Source organism: Mesorhizobium sp. M0119 (assembly GCF_040322615.1).
In the GTDB taxonomy this organism is placed as follows: domain Bacteria; phylum Pseudomonadota; class Alphaproteobacteria; order Rhizobiales; family Rhizobiaceae; genus Mesorhizobium.
In genome coordinates, this window is sequence record NZ_JAMYTU010000054.1 from 11,601 (window position 1) to 29,676 (window position 18,076).

At 61.9% G+C, this 18,076-nt stretch carries 20 protein-coding genes; 10 read left to right on the top strand and 10 right to left on the bottom strand.

The annotated features are described in order from the left end of the window. Positions 1-91 precede the first annotated feature (91 nt). The 3 genes from NKJ40_RS28590 to NKJ40_RS28600 all read left to right on the top strand — a co-directional run bounded on the left by NKJ40_RS28590 (position 92) and on the right by NKJ40_RS28600 (position 2,615). Entirely contained in the window at positions 92-676 is a 585-nt protein-coding gene (locus NKJ40_RS28590) for a DUF1214 domain-containing protein (protein WP_352468920.1), read from the top strand. Further along, the gene (locus NKJ40_RS28595) at positions 669-1,217 is read left to right on the top strand and encodes a DUF1254 domain-containing protein (RefSeq protein ID WP_352468921.1); all 549 of its coding nucleotides are present in this window, start codon (positions 669-671) and stop codon (positions 1,215-1,217) included. The genes NKJ40_RS28590 and NKJ40_RS28595 overlap by 8 nt, the downstream gene beginning before the upstream one ends. Before the next feature lie 387 nt (positions 1,218-1,604). Next, positions 1,605-2,615, top strand: a complete 1,011-nt coding sequence (locus NKJ40_RS28600; RefSeq protein WP_352468922.1) for a DUF2336 domain-containing protein — start codon at positions 1,605-1,607, stop codon at positions 2,613-2,615. Positions 2,616-2,625: 10 nt separating this feature from the next. Here the strand turns inward: NKJ40_RS28600 and NKJ40_RS28605 are convergent, their stop codons facing one another. The 3 genes from NKJ40_RS28605 to NKJ40_RS28615 form a co-directional block, all read right to left on the bottom strand. Then, positions 2,626-2,973 carry a DUF1491 family protein gene (locus tag NKJ40_RS28605; RefSeq protein WP_352468923.1) on the bottom strand — a complete coding sequence of 116 codons (348 nt, stop codon included), beginning with the start codon at positions 2,971-2,973 and terminating at the stop codon, positions 2,626-2,628. A gap of 94 nt (positions 2,974-3,067) precedes the next feature. Further along, positions 3,068-3,835 (bottom strand): peptidoglycan-binding domain-containing protein, encoded by a 768-nt coding sequence (locus NKJ40_RS28610; RefSeq protein ID WP_352468924.1) that lies wholly within the window; start codon positions 3,833-3,835, stop codon positions 3,068-3,070. Next, positions 3,810-5,555 carry an ATP-binding protein gene (locus tag NKJ40_RS28615; RefSeq protein ID WP_352468937.1) on the bottom strand — a complete coding sequence of 582 codons (1,746 nt, stop codon included), beginning with the start codon at positions 5,553-5,555 and terminating at the stop codon, positions 3,810-3,812. The genes NKJ40_RS28610 and NKJ40_RS28615 overlap by 26 nt, the downstream gene beginning before the upstream one ends. Positions 5,556-6,074: 519 nt before the next feature. Between NKJ40_RS28615 and NKJ40_RS28620 the strand changes: the two genes are divergently transcribed. Together NKJ40_RS28620 and NKJ40_RS28625 are read left to right on the top strand one after the other, a co-directional pair. Continuing rightward, a complete protein-coding gene (locus NKJ40_RS28620) occupies positions 6,075-6,443 on the top strand; it encodes a DUF5330 domain-containing protein (protein WP_352468925.1) in 369 nt (122 codons plus the stop codon). Positions 6,444-6,553: 110 nt separating this feature from the next. After that, positions 6,554-6,982 (top strand): SufE family protein, encoded by a 429-nt coding sequence (locus NKJ40_RS28625; RefSeq protein ID WP_352468926.1) that lies wholly within the window; start codon positions 6,554-6,556, stop codon positions 6,980-6,982. Between the two features lie 111 nt (positions 6,983-7,093). Here the strand turns inward: NKJ40_RS28625 and NKJ40_RS28630 are convergent, their stop codons facing one another. Further along, positions 7,094-7,519 carry a Ros/MucR family transcriptional regulator gene (locus NKJ40_RS28630; RefSeq protein WP_023677844.1) on the bottom strand — a complete coding sequence of 142 codons (426 nt, stop codon included), beginning with the start codon at positions 7,517-7,519 and terminating at the stop codon, positions 7,094-7,096. A 414-nt stretch (positions 7,520-7,933) separates the two neighbouring features. Further along, a complete protein-coding gene (locus NKJ40_RS28635; protein WP_352468938.1) occupies positions 7,934-8,305 on the bottom strand; it encodes an SH3 domain-containing protein in 372 nt (123 codons plus the stop codon). A gap of 114 nt (positions 8,306-8,419) precedes the next feature. Between NKJ40_RS28635 and NKJ40_RS28640 the strand changes: the two genes are divergently transcribed. Continuing rightward, positions 8,420-10,549 carry a S9 family peptidase gene (locus tag NKJ40_RS28640; protein ID WP_352468927.1) on the top strand — a complete coding sequence of 710 codons (2,130 nt, stop codon included), beginning with the start codon at positions 8,420-8,422 and terminating at the stop codon, positions 10,547-10,549. Positions 10,550-10,639: 90 nt separating this feature from the next. Continuing rightward, positions 10,640-11,023, top strand: a complete 384-nt coding sequence (locus tag NKJ40_RS28645; RefSeq protein ID WP_352468928.1) for an SET domain-containing protein — start codon at positions 10,640-10,642, stop codon at positions 11,021-11,023. Between the two features lie 12 nt (positions 11,024-11,035). Here the strand turns inward: NKJ40_RS28645 and NKJ40_RS28650 are convergent, their stop codons facing one another. The 4 genes from NKJ40_RS28650 to NKJ40_RS28665 all read right to left on the bottom strand — a co-directional run bounded on the left by NKJ40_RS28650 (position 11,036) and on the right by NKJ40_RS28665 (position 14,197). Beyond that, on the bottom strand, positions 11,036-11,986 hold the full coding sequence (locus tag NKJ40_RS28650; protein ID WP_352468929.1) for a cytochrome c: 951 nt from the start codon (positions 11,984-11,986) through the stop codon (positions 11,036-11,038). A 9-nt stretch (positions 11,987-11,995) separates the two neighbouring features. After that, the gene (locus NKJ40_RS28655; protein WP_352468930.1) at positions 11,996-12,439 is read right to left on the bottom strand and encodes a c-type cytochrome; all 444 of its coding nucleotides are present in this window, start codon (positions 12,437-12,439) and stop codon (positions 11,996-11,998) included. Between the two features lie 175 nt (positions 12,440-12,614). After that, the gene (locus tag NKJ40_RS28660) at positions 12,615-13,211 is read right to left on the bottom strand and encodes a superoxide dismutase (protein ID WP_023677850.1); all 597 of its coding nucleotides are present in this window, start codon (positions 13,209-13,211) and stop codon (positions 12,615-12,617) included. 107 nt (positions 13,212-13,318) lie between these two features. Further along, the gene (locus NKJ40_RS28665) at positions 13,319-14,197 is read right to left on the bottom strand and encodes a branched-chain amino acid aminotransferase (RefSeq protein WP_352468931.1); all 879 of its coding nucleotides are present in this window, start codon (positions 14,195-14,197) and stop codon (positions 13,319-13,321) included. Between the two features lie 151 nt (positions 14,198-14,348). Here NKJ40_RS28665 and NKJ40_RS28670 point away from each other — a divergent pair, with 151 nt between their 5' ends. Both NKJ40_RS28670 and NKJ40_RS28675 read left to right on the top strand, forming a co-directional pair. Next, complete coding sequence (locus NKJ40_RS28670; RefSeq protein ID WP_292658470.1) at positions 14,349-15,011, top strand: haloacid dehalogenase type II; 663 nt, start codon at positions 14,349-14,351, stop codon at positions 15,009-15,011. A gap of 174 nt (positions 15,012-15,185) precedes the next feature. Then, positions 15,186-16,010, top strand: a complete 825-nt coding sequence (locus tag NKJ40_RS28675; RefSeq protein ID WP_352468932.1) for a L,D-transpeptidase — start codon at positions 15,186-15,188, stop codon at positions 16,008-16,010. A 289-nt stretch (positions 16,011-16,299) separates the two neighbouring features. On the opposite strand, the gene NKJ40_RS28680 is transcribed toward NKJ40_RS28675, so the two are convergent. Beyond that, complete coding sequence (locus NKJ40_RS28680; protein ID WP_352468933.1) at positions 16,300-16,962, bottom strand: FMN-dependent NADH-azoreductase; 663 nt, start codon at positions 16,960-16,962, stop codon at positions 16,300-16,302. 98 nt (positions 16,963-17,060) lie between these two features. On the opposite strand from NKJ40_RS28680, the gene NKJ40_RS28685 reads away from it, so the two are divergent. Next, positions 17,061-17,924, top strand: a complete 864-nt coding sequence (locus NKJ40_RS28685) for a LysR family transcriptional regulator (protein WP_352468934.1) — start codon at positions 17,061-17,063, stop codon at positions 17,922-17,924. Positions 17,925-18,076: the final 152 nt, after the last annotated feature.

Below are 18,076 nucleotides of genomic sequence, written 5' to 3' on the forward strand. Positions count from 1 at the left end.
ATTGCGCGGGGCCGCTTGCCATAAGGCCCTGCGCCGCGATATCCCCGGGCGGCAATCTTTCTGTCCCCGGCCTTCGGTTCCCTGCCTCCTCATGCTCAAGAACGCCTTCCTGACACTGCTTTCGCTTGCCATCGCCGTCGTCGGTGGTGGCGGCAGCGTCTGGTATGCACTGAAGCTGCAGGACGGCGTCGGCGCCATCAGGATCGGCCAATGGACCGCCTTCCCGGATATCGGCACGCCGACGGCAGATCCCTATTCGAAGGCCCGCGTGGCTCGCGAAGGCGTGCTGGCGCTCGGACAGGCGGAAGGACTGTCCTTCATAGCCGAACGCGATTCCGGCGGCGAACAGCTCAAGCGGCAATGCACCTACAAGATTGCGGGCGGCTTTCCCACCGCCCGGTTCTGGACGCTTTATGCCGCCGACCAGTCGCTTGGCGTGGTCGAGACCGGCAAGCCGAGGCCGGCTGCCCTGCAGTCCTATCAAGTGCTGCGCCAGGCCGACAATTCGGTGGTCATTTCTGTCGGCAGCCGCCCTGCACCCGGCAACTGGCTGCTGACCAGCGGCGCCGGCAAGATGTATTTGGTGCTTACGTTCTACGACACGCCGATCGCCAGCAGCACCGATCTCTCGGACGTCACGCTGCCGCAGATCCAAAAGATCGGCTGCAATGCGTAGCCTGCTGCATGCCGTGCTGCTCGGCTTGCTCGGCGCCGGCATCGTGCACATCATCGTGCTGCTGCTCGTCCCCGAGTTTTCCGAACGCGACGCCTGGTCGCGATTGGCCATGGCTTCGGATCTCTACAAGATGACCAGGCTCGATGCGGAAGCCGGCGGCGCGCCGGTGGTGAAATCGGTCGATCCGCTGTTTTATGCGGCGGCTTGCCGCTTCGACCTTGCGGAGGGGATGGTGCGGGTCAAGGCGCCGGGAAAGGTGCCGTTCTGGTCGATATCGGTCTATGATCGCAGCGGCCACAACATCTACTCGTTCAACGACCACAGCGCGACCGCAGGCGTGCTCGACACCGTTGTGCTGACGCCGGCTCAGATGATCGAGGTCCGCAAGGATCTTCCCGAGGAACTGCAAGGGGCCATCTTCGTCGAGGCGCCGATGGAGGAAGGCGTGTTCGTCATCCGTTCGTTCGTGCCCGACGACAGCTGGAAGCCGATCGTCTCGCGGTTTCTCGAACAGAGTTCCTGCGAACTGCAGGATTTTTAAGCCGGTTCCGATGCTCAGTGATGCGGTACCGGCAATGTCCCCGAAGGTCCAGGCTTGTCGGGGCCGGCCGGCCGCGTTTCGCCCGTCAGCGGCCGCTGCTCGTAGCGCACCCCGGGAAAGATAATCACTGCCGCCGGCGCGGTTTGTTGTGCTCGATTGGTTGCCGCCGTTCGCGGCACGAAAGACAGTACCATGCCCATGGTTCGCGTATTCCTCTCGGTTGCCCCGGAGCACAACGCAACGCCTCCATAGTCGATTAAGAAGGCAGTAGGTTAACGGAGCGCTAACGGATCGCCGCTAAATTGATCTTTGTTCTTGGGAAACGCGAAACCGGTACAGCCCGGCAGAGCGCTGTCCAGATCGTGTCGAGTGTCGGGCGTATCCTTCGTGTCAGCTTCGGATTTCAGGCAAATCGCAGCAGGAGCTGAATCGGGAAAGGCCGAAAGGCTGTTTCGTGCGGCGGTATCGGCGTTCTGCTCGCTCACCCGCCCTTCGCGCCGGGAGATCGCGCAGCTCGAAGACTTGACGCTGCCGCTGTTCGACAATGTCTCGGTCGAATCGCGCCGCTACGTCGCGGCAGCCCTTTCCGAATGCGAATATGCACCCGCCGCGCTGGTGCGGCGGCTTTGCCAGGAGCGGGTCGACATCGCCGCTCCGCTGCTCGTCCGCTCGCGCGCCCTCAGCGACGTCGACCTGATCGCGCTGATCGGGCGTCACGGCCTGCCGCATGCCCGTGCCATTGCCCGCCGCAAGGATCTCAATCAAACGATCGCGGATCTCATCAAAGTGCTCGAAAGGCCGACGCTGGTACGGTCGCAGCAGCCCGAGGCGACTGCCAGCGCCGCGTCCGAAAACGCCGAAGTGGTTGCGGGCGAGGCCAGCAGGCAGGAGGCTTCCGATGCCGCCGCCGAAACTGTACGCCGCCGGCTGCGATCCATGATGCGCGCCGAGAGCGGCACCGCCATCGGTTCGTTCGTCGAGCCGCAAACCTACGTCAAGCTGCGCGAGACCGCACTGACCGGCAATGCGGCGTTCTTCCAGACAGCGCTCGCCGATGCGCTCGAAGTCGATTTTTCAACGGCGCGGGCGCTTACCGTGAGCCACAACTACACGCCGCTGCTGGCCGCCCTGCGCGCGCTCGACCTCAGCGAAGAAAAGGCGTTCCTGATCACGGCCGCAATCTATCCGACCGCGTTTCCGCACCCGCAAGCGATCCGCATCTTCCTCGACCGCTACCGCCTGCTGCACCGCGACGCCGCGTTGGACAGGCTCCGCGGCTGGAAGGCCGACACCGTGTCGAAAATTGTTCGCAAGCCCGGGCGCGTCGCCGCAAATGCCGACCTGCGCAAGCCGAACAACGCCGATATAACCGCCGCCCCAAAGGCGCGTCGCGTCTGAAGGCTTGCCGTTACGACGCCTTGACCGAGATAAGCTCCTCGACGGGAATGGCGCCCGCCTCGATTTCGACCACCCAGATATCCGGATCGAATCTCTTCTCGCGCTCCAGCCGCGCGTCAAAGATGGTGGTATCGTCGCCTTCGCCAAGCAGGCTGAAAAAACGGTCGTCCGGCCTGGCTGAATCGTAACTCGTCTGCGGCGCCGGCCCGAACAGCGCCATCTCCCCCAGCCTGCCACGCGCCAGCACGAAAACCGCGCCGGCTTCCGTCGCGCCGCGCTTGACCACGGCGGCAAAGCCGCCGGCGCTGAAAACCCGGCGCAACAGCGCCGACACCCACAGATCGGTGGTTATCCGCATGGAGAATTCCTGGACATGCGGCGGTCCTTACAGCATCGGCCGGAAAACCGTAACCGGTCTTTGCCGAGCGACCGGCGAGCGGCCGTCACGACCCTCAGTTGGTCAGGCCGATCTCACGCATCTTGACGTAGACGATCTCGTCGGGCTCGCCGGTCTCGGGTAGGCCGAACAGCGCCTGGAATTCCTTGATCGCGGCCTTGGTGCGCGCGCCTACGACGCCATCCAATTGCATGTCGTCATTGCCGAACGCTTTCAGTCCGGCCTGGATCTTGATGATGCGGGGATCCGGCGCCACCGCATTTGCCGGTGCGGACGCTGGAATGGCGGCTGGAACAGCGGCCGTTTCGACCGGCCGCGGCACCGGACGCGGAACCACGGCCGAAGTCTTTGGCGTGGCGCCCAGTTGATCCAGCAGGACGCCGTCGATCTCGCCGGAGGCATTCAATCCGACCTTCTGCTGATAGGCCTGGATGGCCTTGCGCGTATTCGGTCCGGGGATACCGTCGACGGTGCCGGAATAGAAATCGAGATCCTTCAATATGCCCTGGACCTGCTCGACGACCGGGTCGCTCTTGATCGGCGCAGCGGCCGGACGCACGATATTGATGGTTGTTTCGGGCTCGTCGCTCTCCGCCCGGGGAAAGCGCTCGATGCTCCTGGTGACGAAAAACGCGCCGGCATGGGGAAAGGGCTGATACCAAAGAGCGTTCGCCGAGACGTAGAACAGCGTCACCAGGAATGCGGTGGAGCCGCCGACCACAACAGGATTGCGCGAGATCAGGCTGCCCAGAGCCATCGCTCCGTGCTCGAAGGCATTGCCGCGGCGTTTGACCGCCTTAGGCTGTTTTGCGGAGCGACCCATTACTCTCCCCTTTGCCACCGTCCGCTCTGGCTTTGGCTGCGGACATCGGCACCACGCCAGTCTTCTCCGTCGAGCGGCCCGGCGGGCCGCTCACCGGAAGGCTGATCGTAACCGTGGTGCCCTCGCCCGGCATGCTTTCGATCGACATGGTGCCTTCGTGCAGCGCCACCAGCCCCTTCACCAGCGAAAGCCCGAGCCCTGTGCCTTCGAAACGGCGGGTATAGTCGTTCTGGATCTGCATGAACGGCTTGCCAAGATTGGCGAAATCTTCCTCGGCGATGCCGATGCCGGTGTCCCGGACCCAGAAATGCAGCCGCGAGCCGATCCGCTTGGCGCCGATGACGACATTGCCGCCTTCGGGCGTGAACTTGATCGCGTTGGAGACGAGATTGATCAGGATCTGCTGCACGGCGCGCCGGTCGGCATTTATTTCGCCTGCGTCCGGCGCGATCTGGGCCTGCAGATCGATGGTCTTTGCCTCGGCTTGCAGGCGCATCATCGACTGGCACATCTCGACTGCTTCGCGGAAGCGGAACGGTTCCGGTTCGGTCGCGTAGGCGCCCGATTCGATCCGCGATACGTCGAGTATCGAGGTGACGACGGCAAGCAGGTGCTGGCCCGAATCCCTGACCAGCCCGACATATTCCTTCTGGCGCGGATCCTTGAAGGTGCCGAACATCTCGTGCAGCAGCATGTCGGAAAAGCCGATGATGGCATTGAGCGGGGTGCGCAACTCATGGCTGACGACGGCAAGGAATCGTCCTTTCGCCACCTCGGCCGAGGCAGCCGCCTCATTGGCTGCGGCAAGCTCCTGGCGCAGTCCGGCCACTTCATCGTTCTCGCGCAGAAGAAGCGTGAAGACAGCCTCCTGCCCCGGCGCGCGCATCATCTCGAGCGAGAACGGCCGGTAATTGTCGGCCGTCATGCCGCTGTTCTGCGGCAGCCGGACGCGAAGGTCGAGCCGGCGCGACAGGGCGCCATCGCGCATATCGGCCAGCGCACTGAGGTACGGGACACGATCAGACAGATGGATGCGATCGAAAAGTCCGGTGCCGAAAAGCAGCTCCGGCGGCAGCCTCAGCATCGTGCGTGCCTTAGCCGAGGCGTCCAGAACCTCGCCATGCGCCGCGATTCGCAGCACGACGGCGTCGATGAGGTCTTCGAGCCGGTCGCTGCCGGCCGGATCGAGCTGTGCGTTGGCGGCGCCACGAAGTGGAGAGACACGCGGAATGAGTGTGAGTGCCCAGGCCAGTGGTACCAGCCAGTGCCATGCGGCGATTTCGGTCTGGTCGAGTGGCAAGACGGAACCGGCTAAAGGCTGCAGCAAGACTGCGACAAGGGCCGATATGGCGCCCCAGATCACGGCACGGCGCGACTGGCCGATCCACCAGGCTTCAAACGGCAGCGCCACCGCAAGCACGGCAACCGGCGAAGCCAGACCGCCGGCAGCAGCGATAAGGGCACCGAGCGCAACGCTGCCGACGACCAAGGCGAGTTGGCCGGCCAGGGTCATCTTGCCCGATGCAGCCACCAGCAGGGCGGCGAACCAGCAAAGGCCGAACGCCGCAAAGATCGCAGCCACAGTCACGGCCGCGCCCATGCCCGACGTGACCAGCGTCACCGCTGCACCCGCGCTGAAGAAAGGAGCCGCCAGCATGACGCCAATGAACCGGCTGTGGCGGCGACGATCGCTCTGACCGAGGACGGACGGATGAACCATCCGTTCGCAACCGGCGGCTATCGCGCCTGGCAACTCGGCGTATCTGGCCTTGATCGCACTCAACTCAACGCACCCGGTCGTGAACGGCCCTGCTTTGCAGGCGGCTTTTGTCGATCCGAAACTCGCATCCAGCGTTTAAGGAATGGATAAGGCTGGGCCGATCGTCCCCCGGCAGGCTGCAAATATCCGGATACCGGCGGGGAAAAACCGGGGCAAATGCCGCCATAGTAAACGGAGCGTTATCCGGACCGCCCGCGGCTGCACCTGCGGCCGATGGCATCAAACTGTCGCCGGTTAAGAAAATGACCAGGAAAAACAATAGGTTGGATGGTTATCAATTGCTGAATAAAATCTGAGCCTTTCGAGGCAAATGAACTTCAAAACGCTTCGTTTCGATTCTGCCTAAAATTTGAGGAAAACTGTTGCTTTCGAGACAAGCCGTCCTTTGCGCGTCTGTGCCAATATCGCGGTACACGGGTCGTCCGGTTCGAATGCATGACCCTCATAAAGGACAGACAGATGGGCTTTCTGATAAGAGCTGCTTTCTGGTTTTCGCTGGTGCTTTTGGCGCTGCCGCTGGGTGCCGGCTCCGATGATGCGGGCCGAGAAAGCGTCGGGCCGCTCCAGGCGCTGTTTGCCGCGCGCGAAGCCGTCGGCGACATCGCCGGCATCTGCGAGCGCAAGCCGGACGTTTGCGAGACCGGCAAATCGGCAATGCACACCATCACCGCCCGGGCAAAGGAGACCGCCAAGATCGCGGCCGCCATGCTGGACGACAAGGCCGCTGAACCCGATACGGTGACGACCACCGGCAGCGTGCCCGAGGAAATCGTCTTGCCGGCGAAAGTCGATTTGCCGCTGAAAGTGCACTTGCCGGCAAAGAACTGACTGTTTCGGCCGAATTCATCGCCAGACCGCAAGGCTTCCCGCGCCCGGCACCTGCGGCGTTTCTCCTCTTTTTCCGTGACGTGGCAGCGCCGGATGACTATATCCGGGGTATGACGACGACGATCCAGACCATCCGGGACGACTTTTCCCTGCTCGACGAGTGGGAAGACCGCTATCGCTATGTGATTGAACTGGGTGAAGCGCTGCCGCCGTTTCCCGACGAGCAACGCATACCGGCCAACAAGGTGCCCGGCTGCGTCAGCCAGGTCTGGTTGACCACCGAACAGGGCGAAGGCGGCGATCCCGTTATCACCTTCAAGGGCGATTCCGACGCCCATATCGTGCGCGGCCTGGTCGCCATCATGCTGGCGCTGTTTTCGAGACGGCCGGCCAGCGAAATCCAGAGGACTGACGCAGAGGCAACGCTAAAGGCGCTCGGACTTGACGAGCACCTGTCGCCGCAGCGCGCCAATGGTCTTCGCTCGATGGTCAAGCGCATCAAGCGTGACGCCGAGGCAGCGCTGAAGCAGACCGCCTGACCGGACGGCAGTTGCCGGCAGCATGGCGGGTTCGACCTTGACCCCATAATACAAAAATACAAAACGGCGCCCGCAGGCGCCGTTTGAGTGTCAAACCGGAAGAGCCGCTTGTCAGCGTCCCTTGCGCTTGCGGCCGAGACCCATCTTCTTGGCGAGTTGCGAACGGGCGGCCGCATAATTGGGCGCAACCATCGGATAGCTCGGGTCCAGGTTCCACTTTTCGCGATACTGGTCCGGCGTCAGATCATAGTGGGTCATCAAGTGACGCTTGAGCGACTTGAACTTCTTGCCGTCTTCGAGACAGATGATGTAGTCGTCATGCACCGAACGCTTCGGATTTACCGCCGGCTTCTGCTTGTCGGCAGGCGGCTGCTCGGCGGCCCCGCCGACGCGCCCGAGAGCGGCATGGACATCGGCGATGAGGTTCGGCAATTCGCCGACCGGCACGGGATTGTTGCTGACATAGGCGGCCACCACGTCGGCGGTGAGCTCGATCAGCGCGTCACTGTTTCTGGAAGGTGTTTCGGTAATATCCATGGCGTTCAGGCCCCAACGAGAATTGTTTCTGTTTGCGCCCGTTCTGATAGGCTGGGCATCGCGCGAACTTGTGCAGGAAAAAGCCTCCGCGATTCGCGTCGCGGTATCTTAATGGGCCTGGGCGCCAAGTAAGTCAATTCGCTTCTTGCGGTCTATTCAGCGATGCAAGTCAAATCTTTCATATTCAGCTTCACTCTTTCGTGCAGAGTGTAACTTTGCCGTTTTTTCTGGTCAGACCAGCATCGACTGACGCCGCGGCAAGCAGCCATTACACAGACGGCAGCAGGTAAATAGAGCTCAATGCTTGATCCTGCCGGCAGCATTACAGCCTGGCCGATCGCCGGATTCAGTAAAATCATAGGTTGCGAAGCGTTACTGTTGCTCGTGAGCCTTCGGCCGGAGCGGCGTGCTGCGTCACTGAAACCGGGTGATGTATTTTCCGTAGACCCAGCCGGTGACGAACTGGCCGTTCTGTGCCGGATCGTGCCAGACTTGGCACCAGCGATGGCGGATCTTCTGTTTCTGCTGCCAGTACGAATGGTGGGCGAGATCGAGCAGGTTTATCCCACCGGTGCATTTGCCGGTCATCTGCAGAACCGTCCCGTTTGGATAGGCGGCCTGCTTCTGCGAAGTTCCTGAAGGATACTTGCGCACGTTGAGCGTGTCGCCGAACGGCACATTGGCCACTTGCCAAGCCGCAAAGGCAGTTGCATGAGATTGACCGGCATTGGCCAGGGTCATCGCAGCGACGGCGAGGGCCGCGGCAATCCGAGAAAAAATATTCATTGTCCTCTCCTCCGCCCATCTTCTGAAGGCACCACGACAATAGATCGTAGCCCTTGAACCCGCGCTGATCGGCGTGTTCATTCGCCATTCAAGTAACTTCCATAGCGAGACGTAATGACCAAAACCCCAGTGTTTCCGACCGCCACCCCACCGCAGCCGGAGAAGCGGCCGATCTTCGACACGCATCACGGCATGACGCGGACGGACGACTATGCCTGGCTGAGGGCCACCAATTGGCAAGAGATGTTCAGGGATCCGCCCCTGCTCGACGGCCAAATCCGCGCCCACCTCGAAGCCGAGAATGCTTACCAGGCGGCGCTGATGGCCGATACGGTCCAACTGCAGAAGCAGCTTTTCGCGGAAATGAAGGGACGCATCAAGGAAGACGATTCTTCCGTGCCGATGAAGGACGGACCTTACGCCTACGGCTCCTCCTTCAAGCTTGGCGGCCAGCAACCGCGTTATTTCCGCACGGCGCGCGACGGCGGCGACAAGCAGATCTTGCTCGACGGCGATACCGAGGCCGAGGGCAAGCCCTATTTCCGCCTGGGCGGCGTCGACCATTCGGACGACCACAGCAAGCTGCTCTGGGCCTTCGACGACAAGGGTTCCGAATTCTACACGCTGCGCGTCCGCGATCTGGCCGGCGGCAACGATCTGGCGGACAGGGTCCCCGACACCGGCGGCGGCGGTGTGTGGGATGCCGGCAATGACGGTTTTTTCTACACTCGCCTCGACCCGAACCACCGTCCTTCCAAAGTGCTGTTCCATGCGCTTGGCGACAGTCCTGAAAACGACCGGCTGATCTACGAGGAAACCGATCCCGGCTTTTTCATGGATGTCGGCGGCACGCGCTCCAACGAGTGGATCATGATCGGCATCAACGACCATGAGACCTCGGAATACCGCATCATGAGCGCCAACGATCCGTTCGCCGAGCCGAAGCTGGTTGCGACGCGCCAGACCGGCCTGCAGTACGAGCTCGAGGAAGGCGGCGACATTTTCTTCATCCTCACCAATGCCGACGGCGCCAAGGACTTCAAGATCATGACGGCGCCGGCCCATGATCCGGTGCGCGCCAACTGGCAGGAACTGGTGCCGCACGAAGCGGGACGGCTGATCCTTTCGGTGATCGGCTTCAAGGACCACATGGTCCGGCTCGAGCGCAAGGAAGGCCTGCCGCGCATCGTGGTGCGCGACCGCAAGAGCGGCGAGGAGCACCTGATCTCCTTCGACGAGGAAGCCTTCTCGCTCGGCCTGTCCGGCTCCTACGAATACGACACCGAGATCATGCGCTTTTCCTATTCGTCGATGACGACCCCGGCGCAGGTCTTCGACTACAACATGCGCACCCGCGAGCGGGTGCTGCTCAAGACCCAGGAAGTGCCGTCCGGCCACGACCCGGAGCACTATGTCACGCGCCGGCTGATGGCGCCTGCCGCCGACGGCGAACTGGTGCCGATCTCGCTCCTCCATCACCGCGACACGCCGCTCGACGGGTCGGCGCCTTGCCTGCTTTACGGCTACGGCTCCTACGGCATCACCGTGCCGGCCGCGTTCAACACCAATCTGTTTTCGCTGGTCGACCGCGGCTTTGTCTACGCGATAGCTCATGTTCGCGGCGGCAAGGACAAGGGCTATGGCTGGTACGACGACGGCAAGCGGGCGAACAAGATGAACACGTTCACCGATTTCATCGCGGTCGCCCAGCACCTCGTCGTTGAACGCTACACCGCGCATGACCGCATCGTCGCGCAAGGCGGTTCGGCCGGCGGCCTGCTGATGGGCGCGGTCGCCAACATGGCGCCGCGATGCTTCGGCGGCATTGTCGCCGAGGTTCCCTTCGTCGACGTGCTCACCACCATGCTCGACGCCAGCCTGCCGCTGACGCCGCCGGAATGGCCGGAATGGGGCAATCCGATCGCCTCGGCGGAGGATTACCGGACCATCGCCGCCTATTCACCCTACGACAATGTCGCCGCACTCGATTATCCACCGATCCTGGCGCTGGCCGGCCTGACCGACCCGCGCGTCACCTATTGGGAGCCGGCCAAATGGGTGGCGAGGCTGCGCGACCGCAAGACAGGTGAGAATCCGGTGCTGTTCAAGATCAACATGGATTCGGGCCATGCCGGTGCCTCCGGCCGGTTTTCGAGGCTGGAGGAAATCGCCTTCACCTACGCCTTCGCGCTCAAGGTGACAGGCAAGGCCGAGCTTGCCGCCGCAGCCCCGCCCGACGCCTGATTTTCCGCTCGCAATTGCAAAGGCCGCGCGCTACCCAGTGCGCGGCCTTTTCACAGCCGCCGCCAACACTCAATCACCCAGGGATCTGCCATGTTGCTCGTCGATGTCTATCTCGACAAATCGCCCATCCAGGGCATCGGCGTCTTTGCCAAAAACCACATTCCTGGTGGCACGCTGGTCTGGAAGCTCGACCCGAAATACGACCGCCGCATCGAGGTGACGGCCTACGAACGGGAAACCGGGCCGGTGAAAACCTATCTCGACCGCTACGCCTACCCGGACCGGCGCGACCCGAACTACATCGTCTTCGAGGCCGACGATGCGCGCTACATGAACCATGCCGACGACCCGAATTGCGACGTCTCGCAGCCGGAGGAGACCTATGCCTTGCGCGACATTGCGCCCGGCGAGGAAATGACCTGCGACTACAATCACTTCTTCGAAACCGGCTTCGACTTTCTCGGCGACCGCTAGACCCGACAGCCGTTAGTTCGCCGGCTTCTTGCGCGCCGGATAGCTGTTGGGATGCGGCGGCACGGCTTTCAGATAGGCGGCGATCGCCGAGCGGTCCTCCGGGGTCAGCACGGCCACGTTCCGTTGCACGTCGACCATCGCGCCGCCGACCGTATCGAAGTCCGGCGTGAAGCCGGTTTCGAGATAGTTGGCGAGGTCGGCTTCGGACCAATCGGCGATGCCGCCCTCGCCCGACGTGATGTTGGGCACGATGCCGCTGCCTTCGGCGGCGGCCGCACCTGCCAGCCACTGGCTCTTCCTGGTGCCGCCGGCAAGGTCCCGCGGTGTGTGGCATTCGCCGCAATGGCCGGGGCCTTCGACCAGATAGCGGCCTGTCAACACCGGATCCGACGTGCCGTCGGGAAAGGAAACGACCGGCTGGTCACTCAAATAGAGCAGCTTCCACAAGCCAAGACCGCGTCGGACGTTGAACGGAAATCCCAGCGAATTGGCGGGCGCCTTGCCGGCGACCGCGGGCAAGGTCTTCAGGAATGCATAGAGATCGGCAATGTCGGCCGGCTTCATGCGCGCGTAGGAAATATAGGGAAATGCCGGATAGAGATGCTCGCCCGACGGTGACACGCCCCTCAGCATGGCGTTGGCAAAGTCCTTGACCGACCAGGCGCCGATGCCGTCCCTGGTATCTTGCGATATGTTCGGCGGCACGAAGGTGCCGAACGGCGTCTTGAGCTCGAGGCCGCCGACCAGTTGAAGACGGGCATCGCCTTGTGAGCCAGGCTTGGCATGACAGGACGTGCAGCCGCCGGCGTAGAAGATGCGCTTGCCCCTGGCGGCGTCGCCGGGACCAAGCTCAGCCAGCGTTGCGGCATCGAGCCTGACCGGAGCCGACAGGAACCAGCCGGCAATCGCGGCGGCGCCGCCCAGAACGAGGGCGGCGCCGACAAGTTTCTTCAGCAGGGGCATCGGCAGGGATCAGCCTTTTTTCACCCTGTAGCCCTTGTGGCAGGTGCCGCAGTCGCCGCCGATGGTGTTGAACTGTGCCTTCAACGCCTCGGCATCCGCAGGTGCTGTGGCAACCGCTGCCTTGACGTCGGCGAGGTACTTGCCTTCAGCCGTCTTGAAACCGGCCATGTCCTGCCAGATTTTTGGGGACGCCGTGGTGTCGCCGGTGTCGCTGCCCGCCGGGAAAAGGGTGTCGACGCCGGCATGGAATTTCTCGGCATTGGCCTGCAGTGCCTGCAACGCCGTCAGCACCGAAGCTGCGTCGTAGGGCGTCTCGCCCTTGACCACTTTCGACAAGCCGGCGGCGATCTTGCCACGTTCCTTCATCAGGGCCTGCCGGTCAGCGACCGGGTCGGCAAATGCCGCCGAACCGGCGAAGGCGAGCATCGAGATGGCGAGGATAAGCTTTCTCATTCACTTGGCTCCATGTTGAAGGCAATTCAGGATGCGGTCCCACCCCAATGACAAACGGCAAGGATGGCTTAAAAATTCCGACGCTTCGCCTCACGCTTGCGTGAAATTTTTGCAGCTGTCGTTCTGATGCTGAAAAAGAAAAGCCCCGGTTCTGCCGGGGCTTTTCTGGAACGGATCAGGCCTTTTCGTAGAGTTCGAGCACATAGTCCCAGTTAATGAGACTGTCGACGAAGGCTTCGAGATATTTCGGCCGGGCGTTGCGATAATCGATGTAGTAGGAATGTTCCCACACATCGACGCCGAGGATCGGCGTCGCGCCATGGACGAGGGGGTTCTCGCCATTCGGCGTCTTCGAGATCGCCAGCTTGCCGTCCTTGACCGAGACCCAGGCCCAGCCCGAACCGAACTGGGTGGTGCCGGCGGCGATGAAGTCGGCCTTGAACTTGTCGTAGCCGCCAAGATCGCTGTCGACCGCCTTTTGCAAGGCGCCCGGCAGCTTGTTGCCGCCGCCGCCCTTCTTCATCCATTTCCAGAAATGGATGTGATTATAGTGCTGGGCGGCATTGTTGAAGAGGCCCGCATTCTTGCCGAAGGACTGTTTGACTGCCTCTTCGACCGACAAATCGCCCATGCCCGCTTCGGCGGCCAGCTTGTTGCCGTTGTCGACATAGGCCTTGTGGTGCTTGTCGTGGTGATATTCCAGCGTTTCCTTGGACATGTAAGGCTGCAAGGCCTCGTAGTCATAGGGCAAAGCGGGCAATTCAAAAGCCATCGGTCGTACTCCCTCGTGGAAAAATCCGGTGTCGATACCGGACTAACATAGGACTGGATTGGTCTGGAACAACTCCGGAAATGAAGCGCCGGCCGCTTTTTAGCGGGTCAGCCGGGCGAAGTCGAATGCGCCCATTCCCAATAGAGTTCGCGCGCCTTCTTGGCCACCGGTCCGGGCTGCAGATTGCGATACTCGATGCGGGTGACCGGCACGACTTTCGAGTGGTTTCCGGTCGAGAAGATTTCGTCCGCCTCAAGGAAATCGCGGATCGACAGCGTCTTTTCCGTCGTCGTGAACCCGTATTCGCCTAGCAGGGCCATGGTACGCGCGCGGGTAATGCCGGACAGGAAGGTGCCGTTCGGCGCCGGCGTCAGGACATGGCCGTCCTTGACCAGGAAAATATTCGAGGTCCCGGTCTCGGCGACATTGCCCAGCATGTCGAGCACGAGCGCATTGTCGAAGCCGCGCATCTTGGCTTCGAGGATGGCCCGGCCGTTGTTGGGATAAAGGCAGCCGGCCTTGGCGTTGGTCGGCATGGTTTCGATGGTCGGGCGCCGGAACGGCGACACCGTCACCGAAAACCCCGCCGGCGAGATCATCGGCGATTCGTAGAGGCAAAGGCAGAAACGCGTCGAGGCCGGGTCGGCCGGCACGCCCATATAGCCGCCATGCTCGGCCCAATACATCGGCCTGATGTAGACCGCCGTCTTGCCGTCGAACTTCTTCAGCCCGTCCCAGGTCAGGCCGACGATCTTGTCGGTGCTCATCGTCGGCTTCAGGCCGAGCGCGATCGCCGAGGCGTTCACCCTTGCTGCATGGCGATCGAGATCGGGGGCGACGCCCTCGAACCAGCGGGCGCCGTCGAACACGCTGGTGCCGAGCCACATGGCGTGGCTGCGCGGCCCTAGGATGGCAACGTTGCCCTCGTACCAGTCGCCGTCGACGAAGGTCCATGTCGCGGATTGCGCCGCAGTCGCCAGTGTCATTGCCAGGTTCCGTTCGATGCTTGTTGCGACGCATTGGAAGATGCTTTGGCGGCCGCCGTCAACCGGCTTGGCTGAGATTTGTTGAGGCCAGCGGGCTGGCGGACTGCAATCAGCGCTTGCGCCTTGCCTTGCGCAGCCTCAAAACTGTTGCATGCACCATGCGGCTTACGTTTTCGATGCCTATGGCACCCTGTTCGACGTGCACGCGGCCGTGCGCCGTCACGCCGACCAGATCGGGCCGGACGGCCAGTTACTGTCCGAGATATGGCGCGCCAAGCAGCTGGAATATTCCTGGGTCAGGACGCTGATGGGAGCCTATGCCGATTTTTGGCAGCTCACCGAGCAGGCTCTCGATTTCGCCCTGCGCAAGGTTCCATCCGCGGATGCCGGGCTGAAGGCGAAGCTGCTCGAAGCCTATTGGCGGCTGGACTGCTATCCGGAGGTGCCGGCCGTGCTCAAGGCGCTCAAGGCATCGGGGGCAAGGCTGGCGATCCTGTCCAACGGTTCGCCTGAAATGCTGGAGGCGGCCGTCAAGTCCGCCGCGCTCGACCAGGTCCTGGACGACGTCTTTTCCGTCGACAGCGTCAGGCGCTTCAAGACCGATCCGTCGGTCTACGATATGGTCACCACGGGCTGGCGCCTCTATCCAGGCGCTGTCTCTTTCCAGTCCTCCAACCGCTGGGACGTCGCCGGCGCCACCAAATTCGGCTTCCGGACGGTGTGGATCAACCGCACGAACCAGCCAGAGGAATACCGGGATTTTCCACCGGCCCTGATCCTGCCGTCACTCGAAGGTCTGATCTCCGGGGTTTGATGCCGGACATGTTGCCTCGGCGCAACAGTGACGATCCAGTCACAGCTTTGCCTTTGTTTGTCCACCCTGCGGCCAGAATTGGAACCGCCTATCGCGCCGGGCATTGCTCGAGCACCTGCGCGCAACCGGACGCATTTATGCTTTGTTGCGATTTGAGACTTAAAAAAGGCAATCATGTTCACACTCCCGTCGTCCTCTCTGCGCCTTAGCCGTCGCGGTTTCCTCAACGCAGCCGCCCTTGGCGCCGCCTCGGTCGCGGCCTCCAGTTGCACAACGCTGTCGCAACAGCCGGTCGAGCCACCGCCCCCGGCCTATGTCGAGCCGGCGCTCGGCGACTATGTGACGATGTATGGGCCGATGTCGGATGGCGGCTTCGAGCTGCCGGCCATACCGGTCGACAAGATCGACCCGCAGTTCCTGCGCCAGATCGTTGACGATCCGACCGGGCAGCAGCCCGGCACCATCGTCGTCGACACGACCAACCACTTCCTCTACCTGGTGCGCCCGGGTGGCCAAGCGATCCGCTACGGCGTCGGCCTCGGCCGCGCCGGCTTCGAATGGTCGGGCGATGCCGTGGTCCAATGGAAGCAGAAATGGCCGAAATGGACGCCGCCGGACGAAATGATAGCGCGGCAGCCGGAGTTGAAACCCTATAGCGCCGATAATGGCGGCATGCCCGGCGGGCTCAAGAACCCGCTTGGCGCGCGGGCGCTCTATCTCTTCCAGGGCAACCAGGACACGCTCTACCGCCTGCACGGTTCGCCGGAATGGCGGTCGATCGGCAAGTCGGTGTCGTCGGGCTGTGTTCGCCTGATGAACCAGGACATAATCGATCTCTACGATCGTGTGCCGAACAAGACCCCGGTCGTGGTGACGGCCGATATCGGCCAGCCGATGGTGGCGACAGCAAACCGCAAAGCCATTCCGATCGACGCCGGCGTGCCGGAAGGATCGATCCTGCTTGGCCCGATAAAATCAATCACAAACTCGATCTTCTGAGCTGGCCGAAAGCGCGCGGGCGGCGGGCTTTCGCCGCTCTGGCTGGCTTCCGGTCAGATAGCACCCGGCACAGGACTTTTTGCGTTATGTGGCAATTTATGACCCAAACAACCGGTCCTTGCTGGGACTGATGCATTGCCTGAAAGCGGACGTTGGGTGGAATCGGTGTGCCTGCCCCTATAGGCGACGTTACGGACGTCCGTTCTCCATAGTTGTTACGCCGGCTGTATGTGCAAGTTGGGGTCTGAGCGGGTTATCAACGCACTTGTCCGCAGCAAGCGCTTCATGATCATGCAATCGCCTCTGTTGTCCGCGACAGCAGGTCTTCCGCCAGCCGTGACGCGGCCTCCCGTGCATCCTGGCGAGCCGCATTGTCAATATCGGGTCCAAAGAGGGTCTTCTGAATGATTAGACTGCGGACATCTTCGACACCGATGAAGCGCAACCACGCTTCTATATAGGGTTTTTGAAAGTCGAAGCGCTGCGCCGGAGTGATGGATTGCGCCGCATAGTCGAGACCTCGCGCATGGACGACCACCGCGATCTTATCCCGGAGCAGTCCTCCGAACCCGTGTTCAGGATCGAACGAGAAGAGGATGTCCTTCTGCGATACCAGGTCGATGAAGTGCTTGAGCTTGTAGGGAATGCTGAAATTCCACAGCGGCGTCGACAGCAGGAGGATATCCGCCCAGTGCAGTTGTTGCGCCAATTCTTGCAATGTGGCCCATGCCTGCTGTTGAGAAGGGGTAAGCGGCGTGCCGCTGAGCCCCGCATATTTGGCCAACATTGCGTCCTCACCTAATTCGGGGAGGTCGACATCCCATAGGTCGAGCGTTGAAATCTCCAAGTCGGGTCGCCGAGCACGATAGCTTTGAACAAAGGCCTCGGCGACCTCACGCGAGGCGGAACGCTCTTTGCGGGGCGAGGAAACGATATGCAGGAGCTTGGTCATGGATCATCCTTACTCATTGTGACGAACCGCATTGCGTCATATTTTAATTCGATATAGAAATCGAGATTATCGACAGTATTCATCATGGATCAGAATATATGTTGGAATTGGTCCTGCTCAGGACGTTCGTCGCCGTGTTCGACGAAGGCGGCTTCAGTCGGGCGGCAGCGCGACTGAACCTTACGCAGTCGGCCGTCAGTGGGCACCTGCGCCGTCTCGAAGAGCAGGTCGGGAAGCCGTTACTCAACAGGACGACGCGCTCACTGGAGATGACACTCGATGGCGAACGCTTGCTCGCCTATGCCCGGGCGATGCTCACCCTTAACCGGGATGCTTTGGCGGATCTGGCGCGGGCACCCTTTCACGGCAGGGTTCGTGTCGGCCTCTCGGAAGACTTCGCACAGGTCCCCATCCTTCGCGCCTTGCAGGCATTCGGCGCTGATCGCCCTGGATTGCAGGTCGAGGTGCAAGTCGGGGTTCCGGGTGCGCTCCTCTCGAAGATGAAGGAGGGCAACATCGAACTGGTGCTCGGATCACAATGTGAGGGTGAGGAGATGGGGCGCCTCCTGTGGCGCGAGCCTCTTGTCTGGGCATGGGCGGATCATACCGGCTTGGATCTTCCGGACCCGCTGCCATTGGCCGTGTTGCCGGAACCTTGCCCCTACAGGGAAGTTGCTCTTGAACGGCTTGCCAAGGCCGGGATCAGCCAGCGCACGGTGATGATCTGCGCCAGCAACGCCAGTCTGAGGGCGGCTGCCATCTCAGGCTTTGCTGTAGCGCCGATGATCGCCAGTCAACTGAGAAATGGGCTGGTCAGGGTACCCAAAAGCTACGGTCTGCCAGAGTTACCAGAAGCGGAGTTCAGGCTATTTGCCGCATCGAACGGTGATACCTCCGTCCTCGAAGAACTGGCGCAGGCCATCATGAACACCGTTCCTCGAAGGCACGCTGGCGAGGAGTGATCCTGAACTCATATCAACGTCTGCTTTGCGGCTAGTTCCGAATGTCCAGTAATGGCGGATATCGTTGAAAAAGTCGGCCGCGTCTCGGCCACGACATCGACTGATGTTAGGTCGTGAGCAGACGTCTTCCGCCTCATGCCGGTTTCGGCATC

What these genes read in the sequence shown, in the direction of transcription:
- NKJ40_RS28590 (WP_352468920.1), top strand. Translation starts at nt 92, where the DNA reads ATGCTCAAGAACGCCTTCCTGACACTGCTTTCGCTTGCCATCGCCGTC.
- NKJ40_RS28595 (WP_352468921.1), top strand. Translation starts at nt 669, where the DNA reads ATGCGTAGCCTGCTGCATGCCGTGCTGCTCGGCTTGCTCGGCGCCGGC.
- NKJ40_RS28605 (WP_352468923.1), bottom strand. Translation starts at nt 2,973, where the DNA reads ATGCGGATAACCACCGATCTGTGGGTGTCGGCGCTGTTGCGCCGGGTT.
- NKJ40_RS28610 (WP_352468924.1), bottom strand. Translation starts at nt 3,835, where the DNA reads ATGGGTCGCTCCGCAAAACAGCCTAAGGCGGTCAAACGCCGCGGCAAT.
- NKJ40_RS28615 (WP_352468937.1), bottom strand. Translation starts at nt 5,555, where the DNA reads ATGGTTCATCCGTCCGTCCTCGGTCAGAGCGATCGTCGCCGCCACAGC.
- NKJ40_RS28620 (WP_352468925.1), top strand. Translation starts at nt 6,075, where the DNA reads ATGGGCTTTCTGATAAGAGCTGCTTTCTGGTTTTCGCTGGTGCTTTTG.
- NKJ40_RS28625 (WP_352468926.1), top strand. Translation starts at nt 6,554, where the DNA reads ATGACGACGACGATCCAGACCATCCGGGACGACTTTTCCCTGCTCGAC.
- NKJ40_RS28630 (WP_023677844.1), bottom strand. Translation starts at nt 7,519, where the DNA reads ATGGATATTACCGAAACACCTTCCAGAAACAGTGACGCGCTGATCGAG.
- NKJ40_RS28635 (WP_352468938.1), bottom strand. Translation starts at nt 8,305, where the DNA reads ATGAATATTTTTTCTCGGATTGCCGCGGCCCTCGCCGTCGCTGCGATG.
- NKJ40_RS28640 (WP_352468927.1), top strand. Translation starts at nt 8,420, where the DNA reads ATGACCAAAACCCCAGTGTTTCCGACCGCCACCCCACCGCAGCCGGAG.
- NKJ40_RS28645 (WP_352468928.1), top strand. Translation starts at nt 10,640, where the DNA reads ATGTTGCTCGTCGATGTCTATCTCGACAAATCGCCCATCCAGGGCATC.
- NKJ40_RS28650 (WP_352468929.1), bottom strand. Translation starts at nt 11,986, where the DNA reads ATGCCCCTGCTGAAGAAACTTGTCGGCGCCGCCCTCGTTCTGGGCGGC.
- NKJ40_RS28655 (WP_352468930.1), bottom strand. Translation starts at nt 12,439, where the DNA reads ATGAGAAAGCTTATCCTCGCCATCTCGATGCTCGCCTTCGCCGGTTCG.
- NKJ40_RS28660 (WP_023677850.1), bottom strand. Translation starts at nt 13,211, where the DNA reads ATGGCTTTTGAATTGCCCGCTTTGCCCTATGACTACGAGGCCTTGCAG.
- NKJ40_RS28665 (WP_352468931.1), bottom strand. Translation starts at nt 14,197, where the DNA reads ATGACACTGGCGACTGCGGCGCAATCCGCGACATGGACCTTCGTCGAC.
- NKJ40_RS28670 (WP_292658470.1), top strand. Translation starts at nt 14,349, where the DNA reads ATGCACCATGCGGCTTACGTTTTCGATGCCTATGGCACCCTGTTCGAC.
- NKJ40_RS28675 (WP_352468932.1), top strand. Translation starts at nt 15,186, where the DNA reads ATGTTCACACTCCCGTCGTCCTCTCTGCGCCTTAGCCGTCGCGGTTTC.
- NKJ40_RS28680 (WP_352468933.1), bottom strand. Translation starts at nt 16,962, where the DNA reads ATGACCAAGCTCCTGCATATCGTTTCCTCGCCCCGCAAAGAGCGTTCC.
- NKJ40_RS28685 (WP_352468934.1), top strand. Translation starts at nt 17,061, where the DNA reads ATGTTGGAATTGGTCCTGCTCAGGACGTTCGTCGCCGTGTTCGACGAA.